Origin of the sequence: Rothia sp. HMSC08A08 (assembly GCF_001808385.1) — a bacterium.
GTDB classification, from domain to species: Bacteria; Actinomycetota; Actinomycetes; order Actinomycetales; family Micrococcaceae; genus Rothia; species Rothia dentocariosa.
Genome location: NZ_KV793079.1, coordinates 1 through 24,724 on the forward strand (window position 1 = coordinate 1; position 24,724 = coordinate 24,724).

A 24,724-nucleotide genomic window follows, 5' to 3' on the forward strand; every position below is an offset into this window, starting at 1 on the left:
CTAAAGGGTGGAGTCTTCTCAGAAAACTAGATAATACCCATCGCATACAGGGCAAGAAGCGCACCTACAATACCTAGACGCACCAGATATATCGATGCATATTTTCTGATTTCGGAGTTATCAGGACCCGTTGATAATGCACCAGAGTACCCGAAGGTACCCGGCACACCGTACGCTACAGACCCGACAGTATAGGGGTTCTGGGGTGCTGCATAAGCGGGGACACCAGACTGACCCTGCACTGGATAACCCGCCGACAAGGCAGGATGCGCCACATGGTGTTCCGCACCCCGACCCGTCAACTGTACATCGGAATTATTGCCAGATACGTTTTCTACCGGCTCGTGAGCCACATTTTACCTTTCACACCAAGAGCACTCGAATGGGGCACGGTGCGGCACCCCGCAGTGGTTATACACCGGGTTTCGTGAAGTAGTCCTTATGGTTCATCCACGAGGCATGCCGGACGAAAATAATCGAGAAAATAAGCTCTGCCACGGGTACTGCCCCAGCCACGAGGAATATGATAAAAATGGCAAGTAATCCCGAGGATCCAAACGCCGTTATCATCGCTATACCGCCCAAGAGCATTAAACCAGCAAGCACAATCCCCAGAGACGAAAGCACAATGCCAATAATGTTAATGACAAGCACCCTCACATGGTGCTGATTTTTCCTGACGGCAAGCAGCCCAAAAATATGACATATCGGGTACGCGATAAAAATGACAAGGAAAATCGACGACCCCGTGATTGCTGAGGTGTTATCTTCACGGCATATCCGCTGCGAGTATTCACTCCACGAGTAGCTGCCGGTTCCGCAGTCGCTAAGTTCGATGATCGCACCGATAAGGTTGAAAGTCATCGCAACAATACCGATCGCAATAAGAGCACCCACAATGCACAGACGCAGCAGGTACATCAGCGAACGTTTGCGGACAATCTCATCGTGCGGGTTTGCCGGATATGCAGTGTACGGGTATGCGGCTGGATTCGGCACTGCATATCCCGAATATCCGGGTACGACATGCGGATTCGCATAGGGATTTGGAGGCGTCGATGGACTCGGCGCAGGGTATCCCGGTTGTAACCCAACATACCCTGGCGCTGACGGAGCAGTCTGCTGGTTCTGGGCGTTGCCGGAGTTGTTGGGGTTTTGTTTATCCTCGGGTGAGGGATCCGACTTTGAGGTACGCCCGCTGTGTTCGTGCTGCGATGCGCCGCCGGTTCCGGCGGTTTTATGTGCGGTGCTGTCCCCCGAATGCTCGTCTACAGGCGACGTCGCCGAAGATTCCTGCGGCGTAGTTCTAGGTTCCTCAGGCTGACGGGAAGAATCATCGTTTTTCATGGGGTCTGTGCTCATATGTACATCCTCGTTACCGGTAATTTTTGTGTAGCCCGGCGCGCGGGTGCCTCGCTACACCAACGTTGGGTTATGTCATACACTACCACGCTTGCAGGGAGTAACGGCTGCAATCATGGCACGTTGGGGAGCGGATGAGCTCAGGAACTCATTACGGTATATCAGAGTCTGAGCGGTGTGTACTCTGTGCTTCGGCCTTAGTCAGCGTATGGTCGTTGACTGCCTGGTCTTCAGACAGGGAAGACTCTTCTGACAGTTCGCGAGTCTCTTGGGCTTCACGTTCGGCACGGGAGGGGAACCTGCGGAAGATCAGGAAGACGAATATAAGGGAGCATAAAATCTCGATCACGAAGGACGCCATAATCCAAATGGTCAGAATGGGGTACGAGCCTCCCAAGAGTTTCCATAGTGTTCTTGGCCCGTGAATAAACACCAAAATATAGGCGAAAAATCCGGTGATAACGGATGCCGCCAGGGCGCTGAACAGGTTTCCCACCATAACAAGCCCCATAGATTTATTCCGCGCATACGCGACCGCAAACCAGCCGTGCAGAGACAGGTACATGAGGGGAACCGCGCCGATAGGGTCAAGCCCGATAGCCTCGAAAAAATACACCAGCGTCAGTGCAGGCACCACGAGGAAAAGCATGCGGACAAGGTACAGGCGCCGCACGGGTGGCGGCGTGGAACAAGCCTGATCCCAAAAACCCGGGTTATATTTTTCGCTCATAGGTACCCTGTCTGCCGCTGGCGTTGTGAAGCACTGCCGGAGGCGCCATCGAGAAAGCACTCAATACTACGGTACGAGATGAAACTGAGATAACGCTGAAACTTACGCCCTATTTACTGAAGCGTCACCAAGAGCTTGCAGAACGCAGCAAAAATTTCAGAGTTTATCCCTCGAAAATCCCGCGGGCACGATCCTTACGCACGGTGTGCGCCGGGAAAATTCGGCCGCTCATGCTGATGTAAACGCCCGGTTCCAGCAGGTTAAGTGCGGAAATCGCAGCCCCCAGGTTGAACCCCGCATCCGAATGCGCCATGACCGCCGGCTGCATGGCACCGGTCAGCACCACAACCTTTGACCCCAGATCGGCGTGCTTGGCGATGTATCGGGCGGATTCGCTCATTGTGTCGGTCCCGTGGGTGATGAGAACCTGGTCGTGTTCAATCGCGTTGAGGGCGGCAACGAGTTCGGCGCGGTCTTCGTCGGTCATATCCAGGCTGTCTTTGCCGATGAGCGCGCGAATATCAAAACGAATGTCGGTGAGCACTCTCGACAGCACATCGTGCGCGGCAGGCTTGCCAATATCGAGGGTGCCCGCCACCGAGTAGAACTTATCGATAGTTCCGCCGGTTGCCAGGATAGTGATAACGTCCGGGTTTTTGATGGTGCTCATGGGCGCGGGCTCCTTAGGGGCTGAAACATCGCCGGGGGTGTATCTTTGCCCCGGTACCGCATATATTCTAGGGCATTGGAGCGATTTTCTTTACGTTCTGTGGCAAGAATTAGACAGCTACGCTTCACCCACTATCCGTCTAAATTTTAATGCCGGGGAATGCATCTGCTTTTATTATCAGATAAAGCATACAGAAGCATTGCCTAGATATCTCCGGGATACCATCAACGGCGGGTTTTCTAGTGTCATCAGCTGGTCGTCAACAGGAAAACGTCTCCTACCGCTCTGCCCGTAGAAGATAACAGTCTCTATCAGTATATTCTTCAGGGCAGCCTCAAGAATCATTAGAGAATATCAGTTACCCAAATCAATACTTCGAGAGATCCTTTCTAGCATCATTTACCAACTACATAGCCAGAAAAAGAACATAGGAATATTAGTTTAATTATTTTAAAACCGTAGCCAAAAACGGCGCTGAAGCACTATCTTCCACCGTGGCCACCTGCTCAGGTGTTCCCGTGGCAACGATCTGACCGCCTCCCTCTCCCGCGCCAGGGCCCATATCAATCACATAATCAGCCGTTGCGATAATTCGCATATCCAACTCGACCATCACTACCGTATTACCAGCATCAACCAAAGTCTGAAGATGCGATATCAAACGGTCAGCATCTGAACAGTGCAGACCGGTAGTGGGTTCATCAAGTACATACAGAGTGTCGCCGCGTTGTGCCCGTTGCAACTCCGTGGCTAGTTTGACGCGCTGTGCCTCACCACCAGATAACTCAGTCGCAGGCTGCCCCAAACGCAGGTAACCCAAGCCGACATCTCTCAACGCAGCCAGTGAACGCGTAACCTCCACTTCGCCGTCGAAAAACCCCAGAGCTTCCTCTACACTCATTTCTAAAATTTGGGACACATTCTTACCACGCCAGAGTATTTCTAAGGTGCTTGACTGGTAGCGGGTACCTTGGCAGTCCGGGCACTTTGTGTACACCGAGGGTAAGAAGAGTAGCTCTACCATCACCGACCCCTCACCTTCGCAGGTGGGACAGCGCCCGCCCGCTACGTTAAAGGAGAATCTGCCTGGTTTGTATCCCCGGCGTTTGGCTTCTGTTGTATCGGCAAAACGACGGCGCACATGGTCAAAGAGCCCTGTATAGGTGGCAATATTGGAACGAGGTGTTCGCCCAATAGGTTTCTGATCGATGGCAACCACGCGGCGTATACCGCTGAAATCACCTTCAACAGTTCCCCTCGTTTCAGGGGCCTGTTCGGCCCTTAAAATTTCATCTCCCTCTACGGGTGTTTCATCTACCTGCACCGTTTTACCTAGTCGATGACCTATCAGTTGAGGTAGGCACTGGCTGACTAAGCTAGATTTCCCCGAACCTGAAACACCTGTGACGGCAGTGAGAACCCCTAGTGGGATTTGTACATCCACGTTATGGAGATTATTTCGGCTAACTCCAGAAAGTTTTATCCACTGCTCAGGTTTCCGAGGAGTATGCGGTGGGAGCCCACTGCCTCCAAAGAGATAACCGCGTGTAAGAGATTCCTGGACGTGGGCTAAACCATCAACTTCACCGCTGTAAAGGACTCGACCACCATGTTCTCCAGCTCCCGGCCCTACATCCACAATCCAGTCAGCATGTTGCATTACTTCAATAGAATGTTCCACCACAAACAGACTATTTCCCCGTGCTTTGAGTCCGTCAAGAACGTCAAGAAGCGCACGGGTGTCTTGAGGATGTAGACCAGCAGAAGGTTCATCTAATACATAGACCACACCAAAAAGTTCAGACGTCAGCTGAGTAGCTAAGCGCAAACGTTGCAGTTCACCACCGGAAAGGGTAGGAGTCATTCGATCAAGAGAAAGATAGCCTAAGCCGAGGTCGATAATGGGGCGAAGACGCTCAATGAGGACAGCGGCCAGCCGAGAGGTAGCGGCAAGTTTTTCAACAGGCTGAGGGGGATTTTTATGAGCTTCCGGTTCTGTCTCAGCAACAAGTTCACTTGTGTGACTGCCTGACTCTGTAGCTTCTTCTCCCCTTTTTTGGTGTAAGCTTTGCCCGAGCGTTTCTTTCTCATCTGCCTTCATAGTGATTGTGTGGGAAGCATCTTCAACAGCTTTTTCAAGAAGATTGGTTAGCTCATAGAGAGGGAGCTGGGAGAAGTCAGCAATATCTAACCCTGCAAAGGTTACTGAGAGAGCCTCTGGTTTGATGCGTTTACCGTGGCAGGCTGGGCAAGGGATTGATGTGAGAAACTGCGCTACCTTGCGTTTCATGGAGGCACTTTTAGTATTAGCAAAAGTATCCAGTACATAGCGTTTTGCACCCACGTAGGTGCCGCTATAAGAAGGTTCAACATGTGCTTGTTTAGCCGCTTGAGCCTCAGCAAGTGTCATACGCGAATAGACCGGTACATGTGGTGTTTCGTCCGTATAAAGAATCCAGTCGCGATCTTTTTTGGGAAGATCTTTCCAGGGGATATCTACATCGTAGCCAAGTGCCACCAATACATCTCGAAGCTGATGACCGTGCCAGGCGGTAGGCCAAGAAGCTATGGCTCGTTCACGGATGGTTTTGGTGGGATCGGGAACCATGTGATCTTCGGGTACTTCATAGACTCTGCCAATTCCATAGCATTGAGGGCATGCCCCCTGCGGGGTGTTGGCAGAGAAATCCTCGGCATAGAGCATGCTCTGATGCTCTGGATATTGGCCGGCGCGTGAATACAACATACGAACCAGGCTTGAGATGGTCGTGATGCTACCAACGGTCGACCGGGAGTTTTGTCCACCTCGCTGTTGTTGCAGGGCTACAGCGGGGGGCATCCCTGTAATGGAATCGACGTCGGGCACTCCCGCTTGATCGATAAGACGGCGGGCATAGGGGGCCACCGACTCTAGATAACGGCGCTGCGATTCTGCATAGAGGGTTCCGAACGCGAGGGAAGATTTACCTGATCCTGACATGCCGGTAAAGACCACGAGAGCATCACGGGGCACAGAAAGATCAACATTGCGCAGGTTATTTTGACGTGCGCCCAATACTTGAACATTTGGCTGGATGTGAGTTTCTTTATTTGTGGTGGATTCGGGTAAATCGCTCATAGATGAATTTGACCAATCGCTTCTGTGTGAGGCACCGGTAGCCTCAAAATCGTTGTGATCTTTTGTCGTTTGCCATTTTACTCCCTATCCCGGCGATTCGTAGACAACGATTTTTATTCTCTTTCACATGGGGGGGGTGAAGATCTTGTTCTACCACCTCTATGCTATGGTAAGTTTGCTGAGGAACTAAAAGTCCCTTGAGGTTGATAAAACACTCGCTCTCCTGTGAAGTATGTTACTGATCCGCACGGTAGCATTCCTGCCGCTCAGTAATTAATTCTTGAAAAAAGGAATAGGTAGAGGGGATTAAGATTTCGCTTAATTCCCTCTATTTTTTAAGTCTTACCAATACGAGGTATTAGTTTGAGTGGCTTCAATAAATTTGGCATCAGCCCACACTTCAGACTCGATCTGAGCCACATCACGCATCCGTAAAAGTCTCCTCCGGCCGGTGCATCGCTGAACAATTCCGAAATAATCCCGTCTGAGGGTCAAACAAAGCCTTCGCGTGAGCGTCCCAATGAGTCACCCACCTACCGCCGGAACACAGAACGCACCCATACCCCAAGACGTACCCCAACCTTCTCCGGACCAGGCAAAACCGTCCGCATAAAAGCCTCCACGAACCTTTTCACCCAGGACATACCCACCTCACACACAACACTGGCAATAGGAAGGAATAGCTTCCAGAAAACCGTAGGAGCAACCATAAAAAGGAACCAGCACACAACAGGATGCTCACATAAAACTTCAAAATCTTTCATGAGTCTCTAAATCCTCCCCGCCACCATCGACATCAAAAAAATTTTCTCGAACACAACAACGCACACCCAGACCACGACGACATGAATAACTTTCATAAGTGAGTCGGGGATAAACAGGAAAAACGCAACAAGTAGAGTAAAAAACTTTCCCGACCTCAACCCGCAGAGCATCTACTAATACATCCCTTAAACCGTCTACGCTTTACACCCCCACAGGTTAGGGTGCTCTGTAGGGTGTACACAGGTGGAGACCGGATCGGCGACACCACGAAACGAGGCGCTCAATAATGTATTACGCATGTGGCAAGTAAAAACACGGCACCGCCCGACAAAAAACTTGCAACATCACACCAGCAAGCGGTTCCAAGACACAAAAAATGTAGTCACCCTAGGGAAACCGTAGGAGCAACCGCCTCAAAGCTCATATCATATTGAACCCATATGATATGACATGGAAAGGAACAAAATTACTTATGCTTCAACATTTGTAAACCTTATGAAATATTATTTCCTCGCCTTCTGAACCTTAAACCATGCGATTTCGCGGTAGAACGGGTTCTGCGGAGTCACATCCATGAAGGAATCCTGAGCCGATGCCGCATCGTCGTTCATATTGGCGGCACGGTAACGAGTATAAATATAGATAACAGGTTTCCCCCCACTGTTTCCCTGCGCATAACCAACATTTCCAATAATGCTTCCGCCTGTGCGACCTTCAAAGCTGCCAGTTTGTACTTTTTCTTTAGATAACTAAAATGAAAGAATATCAATAGTTCGAGTTGTTTTCTGTTTCGATTGTCTAGTATGAGGTCATTCACTGGAAAAATCGTTCCAAACATTCCAAAGCCCAAAAACAACTACAAAGACAATGAATAATACAATGAGGATGATAAAAATACCGAAAATCTTTTCACCGGTGTTTAGTTTTTCATCATCCCGCAAATTGCTTTTAGTGGTCATGGTTATTTTCCTTTCTTCCGATATTTTTAATATCAAGAAAATATTGACAAGACTAGGCCGAAGAAAATGACCAGAATTTCAAAATTCGTTCCAATAAAATCATCTAAAGTGACTTACGCTTCCCCTTTAGCAGTAGTGATAGTCCCGGTCTCTACCACAGACCGAACAATCGACAGCATCCGCGTAATCAGCTCTATCAGCAATCGTGACCAACAAAAACTTTGGGCTAGGCGGTAAATCCTGTTCGTATGCCCAATTAACCATCCGAAAAGACATTGAATCTATATATCCTCTAAAGGTCTTCTAAAACCGATGTTTCTAAGCCGCTACTAGAGCTGTCCACGGAGCCGCGTGTGTCAGCTCATCCGGTGCGATCTGTAATCCCCAATCCTGCAAAAGGATTACATACCGATACATGCGTGCTTGCAAAATCTACTCGGGTTCTCCTACACAGGCAGGCGTGTCAGACCGGCTTCGAGGAAAACAAAACTTCAGCTTGGATGAGTTATTTACACTTGCTGGTGCGCTTGATCTAACTGTTGGTGATCTCCTTGGAAACAGCATTGTCTCCGCACATGTTCCCGCTCCTTCGTATATAGAAGAAGGCCAAGGACGGATTAAACGAAAAGTCGCCCCGATCGGCTTCATACCGAAAGGGGCGAGATACCAGATTCTTTCTGGTGAAGAGTGCGCCCTGTGGGGCTCGAACCCACGACCTGCGGATTAAAAGTCCGTAGCTCTACCAACTGAGCTAAAGGCGCGCCGTCCCGCGTGAACGCGAAGACATCATCTACTATACACTACAAATCCGTCACGAGTCGCCTTCGCAGATATGATTTTCGTCCGGCTGAATCCTTCGAAAAACTCGTGCCCTGCCCGTTACACTAAACTCCTATGACTCATCGTGCACATCATCGCCCAGTATCTCAGCCCAGCGAAAAGTTTGAGCGCCGCGTCGGCGGTGAAGATCCCGCCGCCCGTGATGAGGCGGCGCATACGTCTGCCCGCATTCTGCTGGAGCGCGGACGCCAAAACTCTGATCCGGAGGTTGCCGCCCGGCTCATAGACTTCACTGACGAATACGGTATTGAGGCGCTTGCGCAGCTCTGGTCTCATTCACCCGCGCGTTCCCTCCCCGGCGCGCTATGGCGCATGTATTCCCTGCGCGACATGGTACGACGCTACCCGAAGGCCACCGCACAAGCGTTCTCTACCGGTATGGGTGCCGATTACCGTTCGCATCTGCTGGCGGGGGTACCAGACCCGCCAGGCGCCTCCGAGGTCGTCAAAACGGCGGACAAAATTCTGGCCGGTCTCTACAGCGGCGATATTGATATAGCTCTCGAACGTTTTGCGGCGTTCGCGCGCGTGGTGGCACTGGGGCTGCGTCTCAACTATGAGCGTGCAGATATTAGCCGACTTTCTGGCAACCCGCAGGGGGTGCATCCGCCCAGTCACGAGGTTCGCCGCGAAGGCATTGAACGCATGTTCCGCGTGCCCGAACAATCCCGAAAACTCGTGAAAATTGCCGAGGATTTGGAGGCGACCGCCGCGCACTGGCGGGCAAGCGGCGGACTCGAAGCATTGTAGCCCCGCATGGTACTCGCGCGCTATCAAATCCCGGGAAAATACAGGATTCGGAACTGATGCCGGGTGTTCTGCTTAGAGCTCATGTACCTTGACGGAGGCTCGGCGCGGGCGGATAATTTAAGACAAGATGTCGGGTTGCTAATAGGTAGCCCCGGGCTCCAAATCATTTGCCGCTTCGAGCGGCCTTCCGCCGAGAGGCGCTCCCAGCCCGACATCGCTAACGTTCACAGCGGGAAGGCTATCATGCAGCCTTCCCGCTGTTGTATTCTCAAGCCGCCGCGCGGGAAGTATCAGACCCGCGCACCCTAAGCACACCCGCGTTAGACTGTAACTATGTTGCACCGCATCTTTCCACAAGCCAACAGCTCACTCACCTCGCTTGCACAAATCTCGGTGCAGGTGGCGGAGGCGGCGGCGCTCCTCTCCGAAATGGTTGGCTCATCTACCTCCGAATACCCCGAGCTCTTCGATCGCATGCTGGTGCACGAGGCGAACTCGACCGACCTGTTCTTCATGACCCTCACCACCGTGCGAAGCTCATTTGCCACCCCGGTACCCCGCGAAGACCTCTACACGCTGGCCCGCAAACTCACGAACGCGGTCGAAAAGCTCACGAGTGCCGCGCACATCCTTTATCTGCACAAGATCGACGGTTTTGCCCCGCATATTACCGCAATACTCGATATTATTCAGCGGCAGGCTGTGCTGACCGAGGCAGTAATTCCCAAGCTCGCCGATATTAAGGGCCTGGATAACTATTGGATGGATATGCTGCGTATCTCGCGCCAGGCCGTTCGCACCGCCGAAGAGTACGATGCAGAACTCGCCGAACGCTTCCCGATGGAACGCTACCGCCGGTACACCAAGTTCATTGCCCAACTGGTCGAAGCGGCAAATGCGATGCGCGGCGTGTCTTCTGAGATCGGGCGTATTATCGTGCAGGAGTCCTAGTGGTTCTGCTCAGTATTCTGTGTGTGGGCGCGTTTCTTTCCGCGATTTTTGTGACCGGCATGCACGATGCCTCCAATGCGATCGCGGTGCCGGTACGCACCCGCACGATGGGCGATACCGCGGCTCTGATTACCGCCGCGCTGTTCAACGGTATCGGGGTGTTTGCGGCGTATCTGCTGATTACCGATATGAGTGTGCCCTGGATTGCCGTTCCCAGCGGGCATTTGGGCCTTCCGGGGCTGACCGCCGCGCTTATTACCGCCGCCTTATGGGGTGTGGCAACGTGGGCCTTACGCATGCCAGCCTCCTCAACGCATGCCCTCATCGGCGCCCTGGCCGGGGTGGCGTGGTATGCCCGGGTCGATGGCGAAGGTTCACGGTTTATCCCCGCGATTTTCGATGCCACTCTGCTGCCGCTCCTCTACCTGCCGCCCCTGATTTTTCTTCTTTCTTGGCTTTTGGTGATCCCGTTTTATCGCTTAGCGATCCGCTCTTCGCCCAGCAGTGTGAACCGGCATTCGCGTGAGGTGTTGGCGGTGTCGGCATCCGCAATTTCGCTTCTGCACGGTATGCAGACTGGGTACCTGTACCTGTTGGTGCTGCACGTGCTGGGTGCGGTTTTTCCGCTTCCCACGCGGGACCTCCTCCCCTGGCATGTGCTCACTATTGCGCTGGCTCTGGCGGCGGGCACGCTCACGGGTGGGCGGCGCATCGGCTACACCTTCGCCTACCGTATGGTGCGCTTAGATCCAATGCGCGGCGCGGTAGCTCAGGGCACCACGGCTCTTATGCAGGCGCTCGGGTACTTCCTGCTGCAGCTGCCGTTCTCGTCTTCGCACCTGGCGACCGCATCCGCACTGGGGGCTGGGGTGAATCAGCGGTTTAACTCGGTGAAGCCGAAGATCGTTGCGAACATTATGCTGACCTGGTTTGTCACGCTTCCGGCATGTTTTTTGTGTGCGATCGCCCTCATGATGGCTCTTGATGGCATATTTGGGTAGAATTTTTCCCCCTAATGTGGGCTGGAATGCTCGCTTATTCCCGCGCAACTCCGTAGAATTCTAGACAACCCTATATATTTCCGCCCTACGTGCCTTATGCGCAGGCCTTATATATTCCTTGGAGAGCTTTGTTTTCCTCTGTCGCCGTCATTGTACGCACGAAAGATCGCCCGGTCTTTCTCGCACGTGCCCTGCAGAACATCGCCGAGCAACGGTATACGCAATACACCGTATACGTGGTCGATGACGGCGGAAATCAGGAAGAATCGCAGCAGATTATTGACCGCAGCCCGGTTGCGGCGCAGACCGTTCTTCTTCATGCTGCGGGCGGCAATATGGAGGCGGCCTCTAACCTGGGCGTGCGCTCCAGTGAGTCTACCTATATCGCCATTCACGACGATGATGACCTGTGGGATCCCCAATTCCTGGAACGTACCGTCGCAACCCTTGATGAGACCGGTGCCGATATGTGCGTGGTACGGATTATTGAGCGTTTTGAGCAGCAAACCGAGGACGGTTTTATTGTTCTGAACGAACGCACCTTCCACGAAGATCTGCCCGCGATGGGGCTGCAGTTCCTATTCCGCACCAACCGCGCGGTTCCGATTGGCGTGCTGTACCGCCGCACCCTGCACGAGAAGGTGGGGTATTTTGATGAGGAACTTCCCGTGGTGGGCGACTGGGAATTCAATATGCGCGCCGCCATGGCCGGTGAAGTTCAGCTTCTGGACGAGCCGCTGGCGTACTGGTGCAAACGCCCCGATGCGACGGGTTCTGCCGCTAATAGCGTGAGCCACGAGCAGCAGCATCGTATTTTTGATGCGCAGGTGCGCGCCAACGCGATCCGTGAAGATCTTGCCGCCGGGGCGCATATTGGTCCCTACCTTTACCAGGCACACCTGACGAATGAACTTGACGGCCGTTTATTGGAAACTCTAGAGGCGCTTCAAGACGTTCAGGAACGTTTGGAACGTCTCGAAAATATGCAGCAGGAACAGTGTGAGCGGCTGCACCGCATGGAGCGGGCGATGTCGTGGAGTGGCAAACTTTCGCGTTTGCGTGCCGTTTTTTCGCCTAAAGATTCATCAAGCAAATAGGTACGCATATGACTCGTGTTCTTGTTGTCGGCGATATTGGCCAGCCCGTCTACCATGTGGGGGACGAGGCCATGACGATCAGCACCGCCGAATACCTGGCGGATGCAGGAATGCAGGTTATTTTAGCAACCCGTGACGCCGAGCAGAGCAAGCGTTATCTGGGGGCCGGGGGTTCGTCTGTATACGAATATATGCCGTTTTTACTGTTCCCGTGGGCGCCTGCCGAGCGTGAGATCACGTTGGAACGCCTCGAAGAGTTTCTTGTGAGCGGCGTTATGCCGAATCTGCCCGACTTTTGCCCGTCGGCGCAGCAGATCCGCGATTTTGTAGAGGGTATTCAATCGGTGGATGCGGTCGTCATCTCCGGCGGCGGCAACCTGAATTCGCGCTACGGCTGGCTGCTGTATGAGCGCGCCGCTATCGCATTAGTGGCGCAGTACGCAAAGATTCCGGTCTTTGTTTCCGGGCAGTCGATTGGTCCCGTGCTTTCCCCGCGCGATGAGGAAGTTCTGCTGCGTATGCTGCGTTCGGCAACCTCGGTGGCGGTGCGCGAGCGCAGCTCCTACGAGTGGTGCCGCGAGCACGATCTTAAGGCGCTTGCGGGTGTGGATGATGCCAGCGACTACCGGGTGCATACCCCGGAGATAACGCTCGATTATGCGGAAACGCGGGTTGAGGTTCCTGAGCTTCCCGAGCGTTATGTGTGCGTGACGGTGCACGAGGTTTCGGGGAGCAAAGTACACGAACTAGCCGCTTTATTAGACAAGATTTACGCCGAATATGGGCTGGCGGCGGTCTTCCTGGGGCATATGGGCGTCCCAGCGTCGGAGGGCGGGCGCACCGGTGACTATAAGGCGCATGAACTGGTTGCCGCCTCCATGAAATCTCCGGCGACGGTGATACCGATTCTGCACACGGATGCGACGGTGCGCATTCATCAGGGTGCCGCGCTGAATATCACCGACCGGTACCATCCCGCGGTTTTTAGCCTTAGCGCCGGTATTCCTGCGGTTGCGCTGGTGCCCGATGCGTTTACCGAGATGCGGATTTGCGGGGTTATGGGGCATTACGGGATGCAGAATTTTATGACTCCGCTTCATATGCTCGGCACCGACATTCCCGAGAAGCTCATTGCGTCTGCGCTCTCACTCAGCAGGGGTCAACGCCAAGAGCTGCGGGCGCGGCATGAGGCAGTGACCGCGCTGCTTCACGCGTGGCGTGAGTATCTTGCGGCCTCTGTGCGCGGGGAAAAGCAGGCGCATATGCCGGAGAGTATTTCTGCGGCTGTGGCGATTCCCGCCCTGGAACCGTCCCTAGAGGCGATTAACAATGCGGTGTGTGAGCTTTTGCTGAAGACTTCGCTGGCCGAAGGCAACGAATGGGCGCTTTCGGATCGCATGCACTCGTGGGAGGCGCATATGCGGGGTGAGTTTGAGCGTGCCGAGGATGAGCTGCAGACGTTGAAGCGTTCGCGGATGGTGCGGGCGGCGCATCGTACCAGTCGACAGGTGCAGGCGATGCGGCATATTGGGAGCCGGTTCCGGTAGCCTTACCGCCCCTAACCTCTTTTAAAAAAGAGCCTTGCCAAACATCAGAGATCCCGCTTTGTTTCGAATGAGGAGCCTTTGATGCATATCATCCAAGGGTGCAAAAGACCTGCGGCGGCACAACTTCAGGGCGGGTAGACTAGAACTATGGCACACGCATCCATGAAGGAACAATTCTTAAACTATGTCCGCGCCGGGGCTCACCGCGTTCGGGCGGGATTTTTTCAGTCTATTCAGATCACGATTGCTTCGATGGGGGCGTATCTTTTTGCGGAGCGTGTGCTGGGGCATGAGGAACCTATTTTTGCGGCGGTCGCGGCGCTGGTGTCGCTCGGGTACGTGAGCGGCTCTACCCATTCGCGGCGCATTCTGGAGGTTTCGTTCGGTGTGAGCCTGGGTATTCTGATTGGCGATCTGTTTTTGCAGATGCTCGGGCGCGGCATCTGGCAGGCCACGCTTGCCCTGTTTATTTCGGTACTTCTGGCCAGATTCTTAGATAAAGGCATTATTTTTACGATTCAGCTCAGTTTTCAGGCATGCCTGGTGATTCTGCTGCCACCGACCTCGGATTTGCCGTTTACCCGCAGCCTTGACGGCGTGATCGGCGGTGTTGCGGCGTTCCTTATGATGTTTTTGATGCCTAAAGACCCGCGAAATGGGTCACGTCAGCGTGCCGAGGCTCTTATGAGCGCTTTCTCGGATGTCTTCTTTCTGGCGGCAAAGGCGATTCGCCGGTACAACTACGATCAGGCGTATCAGAGCCTGCAGGATTCGCGTAAACTTCAGCCGCTGTATGAGGCGAGTAAGAACGATTTGGTGACGGCGCGCGGTATGGCGCAGCTTTCGTGGGCGGGAAAGAAGACCCGAATCGAGCTTGATCGACTGGCGCAGACTCTCGGGGCTATCGATTTGGCGATCCGCAACACCCGCGTGTTTAACCGACGCATGGCATCCACGATTGCGCATGTGCAGCTGCGCCCGAAGGCTCTTGAAAAGCTTTCGGCGGCGCTCGAGGAGCTGGCGCTTGCCGCCCAGAGTACGGGACTGGGTATGTATTCCAGTACCGAGCATGAGCGTGAACACTATATGGAGGTTGCCCGCGAGCGCCTGATTTCTCTTGCCGAGACTCTGGAACCGAAGCATCTGGGGGTAGAAACCTTTGAGGGCGAGTCGTTGGTGCTTATGCTGAGGCTTATAACCGTGGATATGTTAGAGGCTACCGGTATGGATCATGAGGATGCGGTCGCCACACTAGTACCGCTGGGCGAGGCCGTGACGGAGCATGCGCCGCGTACCTCCGAGATTCCGATTGTGCAGGCTGATGTTGCGGGCGCTCAGGAGGAGGATTTGCGCACCCGCACCGTTAATATCATGCTGCGCGATGAAGACCTCGAAGAGGGGCTGGGGTAGGTCTTTCCTGCTCGTATCGTATGGCTGATGGTGTGCGTCTAATCCCCATGAGATCCGTCTATAAAACCCGACCATGAGACCCGCGAGCAGATAGTATTTCGGCGAGCAGATAACGAATTGCTATCTGCTCGCCGAAATACTCTGCTCGCGGTTCACGTCACGATGTGCGGCAGTTATTTATCCTGCGGGAAGAGCAGGTTCAGCGCCTCGCCTAAGGTGGCGACCTCGCGCACGGTCACCCCATCGGGCACCTGCCCCACGCCCGTTGGGGATGCGGGCACCAGCACATGCGTGAACCCCAGCCTGCCAACCTCGGCAATACGCTGGCGAATACCCGGCACGGCACGCACCTCCCCGGCCAGGCCGACCTCGCCAAACACCGCGAGTTTACGCGGCAGCGGCTTATTCTGCGCGGCCGATGCCAGCGCCATCACGCACGCCAGATCGGCGGCGGGCTCGGCGATTTTAGCGCCTCCCACTGTGGAAACATAGCAGTCGAGTTTGCCCACGTTCAGCCCGGCACGGCGCTGCAAAACCGCCAAAAGCATCTGGATGCGCGCCGATTCCAACCCCGCCACCGTGCGCCTGGGCGCAGGTGCCACCGCTTGATCCAACAGCGCCTGGACTTCGGCCAAAAGCGGGCGGCGCCCCTCCATCGTCACGGTCACGCAGGTTCCCGCCACCGGATGCGGCGTGCGCGAAACGAACATGCCGGACGGGTCGAGCACGGGCGCAATCCCATCCTCGTGCATATCGAAGCAGCCGACCTCATCGGTGGGGCCGTATCGGTTTTTGATGGCGCGCAGCATACGAATATTGGAGTGTTTATCGCCCTCGAACTGGCACACCACATCGACTAGGTGTTCCAGCAGTCGCGGCCCGGCGATCGTGCCTTCCTTGGTCACATGCCCCACCAGCAGGGTGCACATATTGCGTGCTTTCGCGGTGGCGATCAGCGATGCGGCAACCTCGCGCACCTGCGTAACACCCCCGGCGCTGCCCTCAACATCTGCGGAGGCAAGGGTCTGCACCGAGTCGATCACCAGCATCGCCGGGTCTACCTGCTCAATATGCGCCAGCGCGGTTCCCAGGTCGGTTTCGCTCGTTAAGTACAGGGTGTCGGCAACGGCGTGGATGCGGTCCGCACGCAGCTTAACCTGCGCGGCGGATTCCTCACCGGTCACATACAGCACGTCGCGGGTTTTCGCGCGGGCACGCTCAGCGGCGGGGGTTCGCGGGGTGTATCCGCGCGCGAAGGTGGCGGCAACATCCAGCAGCAGGGTGGATTTGCCCACGCCGGGTTCGCCAGCCATCAGAATCACGGCACCGGGCACCAGTCCCCCGCCGAGCACCCGGTCGAATTCAGGGTTGCCGGTGCTCATATAGGCGGCGACGGTCGAGTCTACCTCGCCGATCACCTGAGCCGGTTTCTGCACGCTGGATGCGGTACGGGTGCGCGCCACGGTACCCCCGGCGGCTTCCTCAACGGAGCCCCAGGTTTGGCATTCACCGCATCGACCCACCCATTTGGCGGTGGTCCAGCCGCATTCGGTACAGCGGTAGGCGGGGGTTCCTTTAGTGGTTTTTGTGCGTGCAGCCATGGTTTTTATTGTACGGGCGACCCTGACGTTTTAAACACCTAGATCGTCAAAAGCCGAAGAAGAGAATATCGGGGTGGGGCGCGCACAAAGGCGGTGACACAGGCTAAAACGATACAATATATTCCGTGCAGACAGATTACAGTGAACTCCTCCTGAAGACCATTGCGCAGATCGCCCCCGGCACCGAGCTGCGTGAAGGGTTAGAACGCATCCTCCGCGGGCGCACAGGCGCACTCATCGTGCTCGGTTCAGACCGCACCGTCACAGGGCTCTCCTCCGGTGGGTTCACCATCGACACCGAATTTTCTGCCACCCGCCTGCGTGAGCTCGCCAAGATGGATGGCGCGATCATCTGTGACCGCGACGCCACCCGCCTGCTCATGGCGGCGGTACAGCTCATGCCGGATGCAACCATCGACACCAACGAATCCGGAACACGCCACCGCACCGCCGAACGCATGGCAATCCAGACGGGTTTCCCGGTAATCTCGGTCAGCGCCTCTATGTCCGTCATTTCGGTGTATGTAGACGGCACCCGGTACACGGTCGAAGACACCCAATACCTGATGGCGCGCGCCAACCAGGCAATCCAGACCCTTGAAAGTTATAAGAAACGCCTCAACAAGGTGCTTTCCACGCTGTCCGCGCTCGAAATCGAATCACACGTTACGCTCAGCGATGTCGCTATCACCCTGCAGCGCATGGAGATGGTACGGCGTATTATCTCTGAAGTCAGTCACTATGTGCTTGAACTCGGTGTGAACGGTCGCCTGGTGGCGCTTCAGCTTGAAGAGCTCCGCAGCCCCGATATGGCGGGTATCGACGTTATTCTGCATGACTATCTGCCGCGACCCACCGCGCAAAGCATCTCTATTGCAACTCGGGCTCTGCGCGACCTTACCGACATGGATATTGTGGACCTCACTATGATCGCCCAGGCCGCAGGGTTCGGCGATTACGAACTCGACACTCCCCTGCAGCCGCGCGGCTACCGCCTGCTTGACGGCATCGCCACTATTCCGAACACAATTGCCGAACGCCTCGTTGAACGATTCGGCACTTTGCAGGCGCTCATGGCCGCATCCTTAGAGGATCTGCGTGATGTTGATGGTATAGGCGAGCATCGTGCCCGCACCGTGCGCGAATCGCTTTCCCGCATGGCGGAAAGCAGCCTCGAAAAATACCTCTAACATTAGCCGGGTACGGTCCGAAGAACACCAGCCACCCGATAGAAAGAGCCTTTATTTCAATAAAGCGTTAAAAACTCTCTTTATTGAAATAACGGCTCTTTCTATACATCTTTTATATATTCCTGCCGGGGAATACCGTGGGCGCTATTTCAACAGGAAGTTCACTCGCTGCGAGGTCACCCCGTTCACGGTAGCCGTCACCCAATATGTACCCTTCGCCGTATTCTTCAGCGCATTACACCCGGAGGTATTGAGCTTACGATCCCACGCAACATCGCTGGCGGCTTCCTTACCCGCGGGAATCTCGGTCCTCTTCGTAGGAGTGGGCGTGCACTTCGCAGACGAATACACCTGGGTATCGCCCGATGTAATGTTGATCTCCACACCCTCGGCAACCTTCTCGCCGCCAATAAAGCAGGGATTACCCGCAGAATTTGTGTACACCACGTGGAACGACGGCATTTCACCGGGCGCATACTGCTTCTTTGAAGGCTCGACCGTCACCTTCAGATCCTTGGCATTGCACAGAGCCACGGCTGGCGTTGCGGATGCGCTCGCCGATCCAGACGGAGTTGCACTGCCGGATACCGCTGGGGTCCCAGAAACGGACGGGGTTGCCGATGCGTTCGGGCTGCCGGATGCTGAACCGCTCACCGACCCCGAAGGCGCAACCGTAGAAGGTGTGGGGCGCGCGCTGAAATTCTGGAAAGGTTCGCCGGTGGCTGTCGCCTCTGCGGCGGCATCGTCTTGAGGACCCTTATTAATCTGGTTCACTAGGGTGGTAATACCAACAATGCCAACCAGCAAAACAAGAATAAGCACTACCACGGCAACGATACGACGGCGGCGGTATACTTCGGGGGGTAATTCGGGACCAAGTTCAGACATACCGTTAAGAATAACGGTTTTTTGGGTGTCGTGCATGCAAAACCATATATATAAGCTACATGGAATAGATAAAAATACGTTGCCTGTATATTGTGGGTCAATTGGCACCCGATACCCAATATCACCTACTCTAGAAACAGTAATACATTACAACGCAAGCAATTATTGCCATGTTCAATTTAAAAAACTCACACGAACTACACCACCGCATAAATACTTGGTACCAGCACCATGCCCGCGACCTGCCCTGGCGCCGCGCCGACTGCACGGCCTGGGGTGTGATGGTGAGCGAATTCATGCTGCAGCAGACCCCTGTGAACCGCGTGCTTCCCGTTTGGGAAGAGTGGATGCGCCGCTGGCCCACGCCCGCATCCCTCGCTGCCGAAGACAGTGCGGAGGCGGTGCGCGCCTGGGGTCGTCTGGGCTACCCGCGCCGTGCCCAACGACTGCACGGTGCGGCGGTCGCTATTACGAAGCATCATGACGGCGAGGTTCCGGCGGATTATGACGAACTTCTTGAGCTTCCCGGCGTAGGGGCATACACCGCAGCGGCGATTACGGTCTTTGCCTTCGGCAGACGCGCCACCGTTATCGACACTAATATTCGCCGGGTGCACGCCCGCGCCGTCATGGGCAAGGCACTGCCCCATAAGCATTTGAACGTCGCCGAAACAACCCTTGCCGAAGAGCTGATGCCGCAGAATACCGCCGTATCCTGCGTGTGGAACGCCTCTGTTATGGAGCTGGGCGCACTTGTGTGCGTTGCCAAGAACCCCCGCTGCGAACAGTGCCCTCTTGGGGATATCTGCGCGTGGGTGAAGGCGGGAAAACCACAGGCCGAGTATACGCCTACGGGGCAGAGCTGGCACGGCACCGACCGGCAGCTGCGCGGTGCTATGATGGCGGTTCTGCGCGCCGCGCACGCACCGGTGCCGCGGGAGCTTCTAACGGACTTCTCCACCGATATTACAGTTCCCGATGCGCTCAAGGTTCCGGTGCAGGATTTACGCAAACTCGACTCGCCCCAAGAACAAATCGATCGATGCTACAGCGGGCTTCTCAAAGATAAACTCGCGAAAGAGCGTAAAGACAGAGTTTCGCTTTAGGTTTTGGCCTTTTATGCACTATTCCCCAACTCACGATAAACCCCGAAAAAATATTGTTTTCACCTGAAATCTTTGGAAAAATGGAGAAAACATTCTGGAAAGCTCATTTCTTTATGAAGGAGGACTCCATGAAAATAGCGGTCATAGGGGCAACCGGCACTATCGGCTCGAAAATCGCCGCCGAACTGGAAAAACGCGGTCACGAGGTAGTGCCGATCAGCCGCTCACACGGGGTAGATGTTTCATCGCTCGCAGATTTAAGCGCGGCGCTGACCGGAGTGGATGTTGTGATCGACGCGATTAACAACATGATCATGAGCAGCAAAAAGGCGCAGACAGCCTTTATCAGCACCTCCAGCAATATCGCGCAAGCGGCGGCTGATAACGATGTGAAGCGCATCGTCTGCGTCTCGATCGCCGGAGTAGAAAACCCGGCGGTTAGCCGCGGATACGGCTACTATGCGGGCAAGGCGGCACAGGAGAAAACCTATCAGGATTCCGCCGTAGACACCGTTATTATTCGTTCGACGCAGTGGTTTGAGCTTCTTGACCCCATTGTTCAGCAGGTTACGGTGGGGCCCGTCTCGGTGCTGCCGACCATGAAAATAGCACCTATTCCCGCAGAGGCGGCAGCACATCTGGTATGCGATGTTGCCGACGGTTCCGAGAAGGTACCGGGTACGGGCATCGTCTCGATCCGCGGTGAAGAAGAAGGAACAACGACGGAGTTCGTGAAGCGTCTTCTCACGGCACGCGGCGAGGTCGGCGGCAAAACGCCGAAGGTGGTGCGGCAGCTGCCGTATTTCGGTTCCGCTATTGCCAAGGGCGGGCTGATTCCCGATCCCGCAGATCACACCGTCTCCACCACGCTTGAGGAGTGGCTGGCAAGCCTGTAGCGGTTTCGATATTGCGCGAACCGATGTGGTCTTCGTATGTACGAAGACCGCATCATCGCGTTAAGCGCTCATACACCTATGCGCCCTTATGCTCAAGAAACCCGATAAGCCTGTCGAGCAGGTCTTGCAGCTGTTCACGCTCTTGTGAAGTGAATTCGGCGCTCATGGCACGCTCGACGGCGCGAACCTTCTCGTCGGCCTGAACAACCAGTTCTTCGCCCGCATCGGTGAGGGTCACGATATTCACGCGGCTATGAACTTCTGAGGGCACACGGGTAATCAGGCTTTTCGCATCCAGACGAGCAAGAATGGTGGCCATCGTCTGCGGGGTTACCGCTGCGGCACGCGCCAACTGCGCCGCCGACTGCCCGGGCACATAGTAGAGCGAAGTCATGGCGGCATACTGTGCGACGCTCAGATCGTACTCGCGCAGAACCTTAGATTTGACCGCCATCATCGCCTGCTCGGCGCGTTTAATCGACGACCCTATGCGCGACCGGGTTTCGGCGAGATAGGCTTCTTGCCCCTGTCCCGGCTGCGGAGGGTATTTTACAGACTGCTGTGATTTTTCCGATGATGCGGGCATGTACTAAGCATACTATCCCCCGACTCCGTCTCGCTTTATTATTCACCGACATACACACTTATCAGAAGCGCAGCGATATTGGGAGGGGTACAGCAATAATTATCAGAAGCACGGCAAAAACACCCTGCACAACTAAGGCTTGTCCCCGAACCCTCACGCGAAGGATTCGGGGACAAGCCTTAGTTAGTAACTCCCGCAGGATTGCCTACAGGGGAAAGCCGCTAGTCAGAGGCCCCTCCGGTAATCTGCTCGGCTTCTTCCACGGCAGATTCCGCCATCTTATTGACGGTCTCCAGGGGTAAATCCCGCATCTGCTGCGAGGAGAAGACGAACTTCGCATCGTCGCCTTCACCCTCGACACCCACGGTAATCTTCTCGCCAGGCTTGATTTCGCCGAAGAGGATCTTCTCGGAGAGAGCATCCTCAATATTACGCTGCATTTCGCGGCGCAGCGGGCGGGCACCCATCGCCGGGTCGTAACCCTTCGAGGCCATGAGAACCTTTGCGGCATCCGTAAGCTCGATCGACATTTCCTGATCTGCCAGGCGCTTTGCCAAGCGACCCACGAAGAGATCCACAATCTGCAGAATCTCGTTCTCGGAGAGCTGCGGGAACACGATAATATCGTCCACACGGTTCAGGAACTCGGGGCGGAAGTGTTCCTTGAGGTTCTCCATCACGCGGGCCTGCATGCGCTCGTAATCGGCGTCGCCGTGATCCATCGCCTGGAAGCCCACGGGAACGCGACGGTTCACATCGCGTGAGCCGAGGTTCGTGGTCATAATGATCACGGTGTTCTTGAAGTCCACCACACGACCCTGTGAGTCGGTCAGGCGACCGTCTTCAAGAATCTGCAGCAGCGAGTTGAAGAGATCGGTGTGAGCCTTCTCGACCTCATCGAAGAGCACCACCGAGAACGGCTTGCGGCGCACCTTCTCGGTCAGCTGTCCGCCCTCGTCGTAGCCCACGTACCCGGGAGGCGCACCGAAGAGTCGAGACACGGTGTGTTTCTCCTGGTATTCGGACATATCCAGGGTAATCAGGGCGTCTTCATCGCCGAAGAGGAATTCTGCCAGAGCCTTCGCAAGCTCGGTCTTACCAACACCGGTTGGACCAGCGAAGATAAACGAGCCACCGGGGCGGCGCGGATCCTTCAGACCGGCACGGGTGCGGCGAATCGCACGGGAAAGAGCCTTGATAGCGTTATCCTGACCGATCACGCGCTTGTGCAGCTCATCCTCCATCTTGATCAGACGCGAGGACTCTTCTTCGGTGATCTTGTACACCGGAACACCGGTTGAGGATGCGAGTACCTCAGAGATAACCTCGGGGGTCACCTCGCCGAAAGCATCGCCGTTTTCGCGCCAAGCCTTCTCAGCCTCAGCCTTCTCGGCGAGTACCTTCTGCTCCTGATCACGCAGTGCGGCGGCCTTCTCATAATCCTGACCCTTGATAGCGTCTTCCTTCTGCGTGCGCAGCTTCGACGCCTTCTCGTCAAGAATCTTAATCTCGGGCGGGGCGGTCATCCGCTTGATGCGCAGGCGAGCACCTGCCTCATCAATCAGGTCAACGGCTTTATCCGGTAAGAAGCGGTCGGAAATATAGCGTGCCGCCAAGTTCACGGCAGCCTCGATCGACTCGTCGGTAATGGTTACGCGGTGGTGAGCCTCGTACTTATCGCGCACACCCTTGAGAATCTGTACGGCGAGCTCCTGGGAAGGCTCGTCCACCTGAATCGGCTGGAAGCGGCGTTCCAAGGCGGCGTCCTTCTCGATGTGCTTGCGGTACTCGTCCAAGGTGGTGGCACCGATGGTCTGCAGCTCACCGCGAGCCAGCATCGGTTTTAGGATGGAGGCAGCGTCGATAGCGCCCTCTGCGGCACCGGCACCGACAAGGGTGTGAATCTCGTCGATGAACAGGATAATGTCGCCACGGGTGCGAATCTCCTTGAGCACCTTCTTGAGGCGTTCCTCAAAGTCACCGCGGTACCGGGAGCCCGCAACCAGGGAACCCAAATCCAGGGTGTACAGGTGCTTATCTTTGAGAGTTTCGGGGACATCGCCGTGTACGATGGCCTGCGCCAAGCCTTCAACGACGGCGGTTTTACCAACACCGGGTTCACCGATAAGCACGGGGTTGTTCTTGGTGCGGCGTGAGAGAACCTGCATTACGCGTTCCATCTCGTGGTGACGACCAATCACCGGGTCAAGCTGACCCTCGCGTGCGGCGGCGGTGAGGTTACGCCCGAACTGATCGAGAATCGTCGAACCCGCCGGGGTGCCCTCGCGGGAGTTGCCCGCGCCAACACCGGCAGTTTCCTTATTCTCGTTGTTGCCGGGGTATCCGGAAATAAGATCCATCACGGCCTGGCGAACCTCGGCACCCTGCACGCCTACTTTGGAGAGAACCTGGTTTGCCACGCCTTCGGAGGCGCGCACCATGCCCAGCAGGATATGTTCGGTGCCGATATAACCGTGGTTAAGCTGAATGGCCTCACGCATGGAAAGTTCGAGGACCTTCTTGGCGCGCGGGGTGAAGGGAATGTGACCGCTTGGCGCCTGGGGGCTGGGGCCCACAATGCTCTGCACCTGTTCGCGCACGGCATTCAGGGTAACCCCGAGGGACTCAAGGGCACGGGCACCGATGCCCTCGCCCTCGTGAATCAGCCCGAGCAGCAGATGCTCGGTGCCGATGTAATTGTGGTTGAGCATGCGTGCTTCTTCTTGGGCAAGCACCACAACGCGCCGAGCTCGGTCGGTAAAGCGTTCAAACATTGCGCACTCCTTGGAAATTTTGCTTGATACTAGATTACGTGGAAAAGCGCGGTTACGGTGCACTGTTCGCCATCAAGAGAACGTCTGTGTCGCTATTTTTCGGGGAGCCTTTTACCGAGTCAAAACCGGGATGCGCATCGGGCGTTTCTCGACGGTCATAAACATTTTCATGAAACTTTTATCGGGCTCTATCAGAAGACCTAATATTGCTTTAGCTTATAGCAATACTAATGTACCTCCGCGCCCTTTACTAAAACGTTATAATTCTGCTTCGGTATTTAGATTCTTAGGGGACATTCTTGAGGATTGCTCTCATAAGATAACGGGGATTCCATAAACACCAAGAAAAGGCCCGGGGCGATACCCGCCACGTGATTACCTAAATACATATCACGGGGCTAATAAAAAAGCCGGAAGATGATAGCTCTTCTCATGAAGGGCTTTTTCTAAAACCTCGTTATACAGAAGGCGGGATAACACTTG

At 55.2% G+C, this 24,724-nt stretch carries 19 protein-coding genes and 1 tRNA gene; 9 read left to right on the plus strand and 11 right to left on the minus strand.

Translation table 11 applies throughout. The annotated features are described in order from the left end of the window. Positions 1–26 precede the first annotated feature (26 nt). The 7 genes from HMPREF3164_RS08725 to HMPREF3164_RS08760 all read right to left on the minus strand — a co-directional run bounded on the left by HMPREF3164_RS08725 (position 27) and on the right by HMPREF3164_RS08760 (position 8,365). Positions 27–353, minus strand: coding sequence for a hypothetical protein (locus tag HMPREF3164_RS08725; RefSeq protein WP_246822661.1), 327 nt, complete (start codon positions 351–353; stop codon positions 27–29). A gap of 58 nt (positions 354–411) precedes the next feature. Then, entirely contained in the window at positions 412–1,362 is a 951-nt protein-coding gene (locus tag HMPREF3164_RS08730) for a hypothetical protein (RefSeq protein ID WP_070450541.1), read from the minus strand. Between the two features lie 151 nt (positions 1,363–1,513). Continuing rightward, complete coding sequence (locus tag HMPREF3164_RS08735; protein ID WP_246822662.1) at positions 1,514–2,092, minus strand: peptidase; 579 nt, start codon at positions 2,090–2,092, stop codon at positions 1,514–1,516. Between the two features lie 163 nt (positions 2,093–2,255). Next, a complete protein-coding gene (locus tag HMPREF3164_RS08740; protein ID WP_070450547.1) occupies positions 2,256–2,762 on the minus strand; it encodes an asparaginase domain-containing protein in 507 nt (168 codons plus the stop codon). A 445-nt stretch (positions 2,763–3,207) separates the two neighbouring features. After that, positions 3,208–5,880 carry an excinuclease ABC subunit UvrA gene (locus HMPREF3164_RS08745; protein WP_070450550.1) on the minus strand — a complete coding sequence of 891 codons (2,673 nt, stop codon included), beginning with the start codon at positions 5,878–5,880 and terminating at the stop codon, positions 3,208–3,210. Positions 5,881–7,454: 1,574 nt separating this feature from the next. Beyond that, a complete protein-coding gene (locus HMPREF3164_RS11225) occupies positions 7,455–7,604 on the minus strand; it encodes a hypothetical protein (RefSeq protein ID WP_168160765.1) in 150 nt (49 codons plus the stop codon). A gap of 688 nt (positions 7,605–8,292) precedes the next feature. Further along, a tRNA-Lys gene (locus HMPREF3164_RS08760) sits at positions 8,293–8,365 on the minus strand. Between the two features lie 133 nt (positions 8,366–8,498). Between HMPREF3164_RS08760 and HMPREF3164_RS08765 the strand changes: the two genes are divergently transcribed. The 6 genes from HMPREF3164_RS08765 (at position 8,499) to HMPREF3164_RS08790 (ending at position 15,200) form a co-directional block, all read left to right on the plus strand. Continuing rightward, the gene (locus tag HMPREF3164_RS08765; protein ID WP_070450559.1) at positions 8,499–9,194 is read left to right on the plus strand and encodes a histone acetyltransferase; all 696 of its coding nucleotides are present in this window, start codon (positions 8,499–8,501) and stop codon (positions 9,192–9,194) included. A 333-nt stretch (positions 9,195–9,527) separates the two neighbouring features. Next, positions 9,528–10,145 carry a DUF47 domain-containing protein gene (locus HMPREF3164_RS08770; protein ID WP_004005702.1) on the plus strand — a complete coding sequence of 206 codons (618 nt, stop codon included), beginning with the start codon at positions 9,528–9,530 and terminating at the stop codon, positions 10,143–10,145. Next, positions 10,145–11,146, plus strand: a complete 1,002-nt coding sequence (locus HMPREF3164_RS08775; RefSeq protein WP_013397959.1) for an inorganic phosphate transporter — start codon at positions 10,145–10,147, stop codon at positions 11,144–11,146. The genes HMPREF3164_RS08770 and HMPREF3164_RS08775 overlap by 1 nt, the downstream gene beginning before the upstream one ends. Positions 11,147–11,274: 128 nt before the next feature. Further along, entirely contained in the window at positions 11,275–12,243 is a 969-nt protein-coding gene (locus HMPREF3164_RS08780; RefSeq protein WP_239652956.1) for a glycosyltransferase family 2 protein, read from the plus strand. A gap of 8 nt (positions 12,244–12,251) precedes the next feature. Further along, positions 12,252–13,790 carry a polysaccharide pyruvyl transferase family protein gene (locus tag HMPREF3164_RS08785; RefSeq protein WP_070450565.1) on the plus strand — a complete coding sequence of 513 codons (1,539 nt, stop codon included), beginning with the start codon at positions 12,252–12,254 and terminating at the stop codon, positions 13,788–13,790. Between the two features lie 147 nt (positions 13,791–13,937). Beyond that, positions 13,938–15,200 (plus strand): FUSC family protein, encoded by a 1,263-nt coding sequence (locus HMPREF3164_RS08790; RefSeq protein WP_048753170.1) that lies wholly within the window; start codon positions 13,938–13,940, stop codon positions 15,198–15,200. 173 nt (positions 15,201–15,373) lie between these two features. On the opposite strand, the gene radA is transcribed toward HMPREF3164_RS08790, so the two are convergent. After that, complete coding sequence (gene radA / locus HMPREF3164_RS08795) at positions 15,374–16,801, minus strand: DNA repair protein RadA (RefSeq protein WP_070450568.1); 1,428 nt, start codon at positions 16,799–16,801, stop codon at positions 15,374–15,376. A 125-nt stretch (positions 16,802–16,926) separates the two neighbouring features. Here radA and disA point away from each other — a divergent pair, with 125 nt between their 5' ends. Beyond that, entirely contained in the window at positions 16,927–17,991 is a 1,065-nt protein-coding gene (disA, locus tag HMPREF3164_RS08800) for a DNA integrity scanning diadenylate cyclase DisA (RefSeq protein ID WP_004005745.1), read from the plus strand. 144 nt (positions 17,992–18,135) lie between these two features. Here the strand turns inward: disA and HMPREF3164_RS08805 are convergent, their stop codons facing one another. Then, entirely contained in the window at positions 18,136–18,915 is a 780-nt protein-coding gene (locus HMPREF3164_RS08805; RefSeq protein WP_070450571.1) for a hypothetical protein, read from the minus strand. Positions 18,916–19,049: 134 nt separating this feature from the next. Between HMPREF3164_RS08805 and HMPREF3164_RS08810 the strand changes: the two genes are divergently transcribed. Together HMPREF3164_RS08810 and HMPREF3164_RS08815 are read left to right on the plus strand one after the other, a co-directional pair. Beyond that, positions 19,050–19,985, plus strand: coding sequence for an HhH-GPD family protein (locus HMPREF3164_RS08810; RefSeq protein ID WP_070450574.1), 936 nt, complete (start codon positions 19,050–19,052; stop codon positions 19,983–19,985). 128 nt (positions 19,986–20,113) lie between these two features. Further along, positions 20,114–20,881: an SDR family oxidoreductase gene (locus tag HMPREF3164_RS08815; protein ID WP_070450576.1), complete on the plus strand. Its 768-nt coding sequence runs from the start codon at positions 20,114–20,116 to the stop codon at positions 20,879–20,881. 76 nt (positions 20,882–20,957) lie between these two features. On the opposite strand, the gene HMPREF3164_RS08820 is transcribed toward HMPREF3164_RS08815, so the two are convergent. Further along, positions 20,958–21,467: a MarR family winged helix-turn-helix transcriptional regulator gene (locus tag HMPREF3164_RS08820; RefSeq protein WP_070450579.1), complete on the minus strand. Its 510-nt coding sequence runs from the start codon at positions 21,465–21,467 to the stop codon at positions 20,958–20,960. Between the two features lie 221 nt (positions 21,468–21,688). Then, entirely contained in the window at positions 21,689–24,241 is a 2,553-nt protein-coding gene (locus HMPREF3164_RS08825; RefSeq protein WP_013397971.1) for an ATP-dependent Clp protease ATP-binding subunit, read from the minus strand. Positions 24,242–24,724: the final 483 nt, after the last annotated feature.

Excerpts from the sequence above, each read along its gene's own strand:
- HMPREF3164_RS08815 (WP_070450576.1), top strand. The coding sequence starts at position 20,114 with ATGAAAATAGCGGTCATAGGGGCAACCGGCACTATCGGCTCGAAAATC.
- HMPREF3164_RS08825 (WP_013397971.1), bottom strand. The coding sequence starts at position 24,241 with ATGTTTGAACGCTTTACCGACCGAGCTCGGCGCGTTGTGGTGCTTGCC.
- HMPREF3164_RS08770 (WP_004005702.1), top strand. The coding sequence starts at position 9,528 with ATGTTGCACCGCATCTTTCCACAAGCCAACAGCTCACTCACCTCGCTT.
- HMPREF3164_RS08735 (WP_246822662.1), bottom strand. The coding sequence starts at position 2,092 with ATGAGCGAAAAATATAACCCGGGTTTTTGGGATCAGGCTTGTTCCACG.
- HMPREF3164_RS08810 (WP_070450574.1), top strand. The coding sequence starts at position 19,050 with ATGTTCAATTTAAAAAACTCACACGAACTACACCACCGCATAAATACT.
- HMPREF3164_RS08790 (WP_048753170.1), top strand. The coding sequence starts at position 13,938 with ATGGCACACGCATCCATGAAGGAACAATTCTTAAACTATGTCCGCGCC.
- HMPREF3164_RS08745 (WP_070450550.1), bottom strand. The coding sequence starts at position 5,880 with ATGAGCGATTTACCCGAATCCACCACAAATAAAGAAACTCACATCCAG.
- HMPREF3164_RS11225 (WP_168160765.1), bottom strand. The coding sequence starts at position 7,604 with ATGACCACTAAAAGCAATTTGCGGGATGATGAAAAACTAAACACCGGT.
- HMPREF3164_RS08740 (WP_070450547.1), bottom strand. The coding sequence starts at position 2,762 with ATGAGCACCATCAAAAACCCGGACGTTATCACTATCCTGGCAACCGGC.
- HMPREF3164_RS08820 (WP_070450579.1), bottom strand. The coding sequence starts at position 21,467 with ATGCCCGCATCATCGGAAAAATCACAGCAGTCTGTAAAATACCCTCCG.
- HMPREF3164_RS08785 (WP_070450565.1), top strand. The coding sequence starts at position 12,252 with ATGACTCGTGTTCTTGTTGTCGGCGATATTGGCCAGCCCGTCTACCAT.
- HMPREF3164_RS08805 (WP_070450571.1), bottom strand. The coding sequence starts at position 18,915 with ATGCACGACACCCAAAAAACCGTTATTCTTAACGGTATGTCTGAACTT.
- HMPREF3164_RS08730 (WP_070450541.1), bottom strand. The coding sequence starts at position 1,362 with ATGAGCACAGACCCCATGAAAAACGATGATTCTTCCCGTCAGCCTGAG.
- radA (WP_070450568.1), bottom strand. The coding sequence starts at position 16,801 with ATGGCTGCACGCACAAAAACCACTAAAGGAACCCCCGCCTACCGCTGT.
- HMPREF3164_RS08765 (WP_070450559.1), top strand. The coding sequence starts at position 8,499 with ATGACTCATCGTGCACATCATCGCCCAGTATCTCAGCCCAGCGAAAAG.